The 1,123-nt window shown below is 40.9% G+C and carries 1 pseudogene; it reads right to left on the bottom strand.

From position 1 onward, the window contains the following. Positions 1–1,123: pseudogene (locus H1P_RS37040) on the bottom strand (hypothetical protein); the annotation flags it as partial.

Here is a 1,123-nt window from a genome sequence, read left to right on the forward strand (position 1 = left end):
AAACCAGCATCACCTTGACCAAATGTACTAGCATCAATGTATCCCCCACCAGTGACAATCAGGTTATCAGTATCAATCGTCACACCCTCGGCATTTCCCACTGCTCCTTGATTAACCCGACTACTAACACGACTACTCACGCCATTTAAACTTTCTCCATCAATCGAGATGGTATCGCTAGCATTAATCTTGACTAAACCTGCATTCCCTTGACCAAATGTACTAGCATCAACTCGTCCCCCATTAGTTACAGTCAAATTACCAGTAGAGATATTTATCTTCCCAGCATCCCCTACTGCTCCTTGATTAACCAAACTAAAAACACCACTAGGGTTGCCTCGAAAGTCTGTACCGTCAAAAGTCACATTTTCCTTGGTAGTAATGCTTACTTCTCCTCCATGTCCTTGACCTGAAGTACCAGTAAGAATCTGTCCTCCATTAATCAAATTCAGATTGTTGGCAGAGATAGTCAGAATCCCTGCATTGCCAACTGCATCTCGATTAACCCGATTATTAATCGCACTATAAGAGTTTTCAGAAGTAACCGTAATATTTTCTGTGGTAGTAATAGTTACATCTCCTGCATCTCCTTGACCTGAAGTATTCGCAATAATTTGTCCTCCATTTAAAATCAGATTTTTATCAGTAGAGATGCTTACATCTCCTGCATCACCTCGACCAAACGTATTGGCTAAAATTTGTCCCCCATTAGTTAAAGTTAGATCGTTACCACTAAAGATTATTACCCCTTCGGCATCTCCTTCTGCTATTCCGTCAACCTGACTACTAACACGACTACTAAGACCATTTGAGCGTTTTCCATCAATAGATATGGTATCCCTAGCGGTAATATTGACGCTTCCTGCATTGCCTTGACCAAATGTATTAGCAGAAACTAATCCCCCATCTTTTAAACTCAGGTTATTAGTCTCAATACTCACACCTTCAGCATTTCCCACTCCAGTTGGATTAACTTGAGAAAAAGCACTGCTAGGAAAACCTTCTGATGTTTCACCCTCAAAAGTAAGATCGTTAGCGGTAATCTTAATCAAACCAGCATCACCTTGACCAAATGTACTAGCATCAATGTATCCCCCACCAGTGACAATCAGGTTATCAGTAT

Origin of the sequence: Hyella patelloides LEGE 07179, from assembly GCF_900659865.1 — a bacterium.
Taxonomy (GTDB): Bacteria; Cyanobacteriota; Cyanobacteriia; order Cyanobacteriales; family Xenococcaceae; genus Hyella; species Hyella patelloides.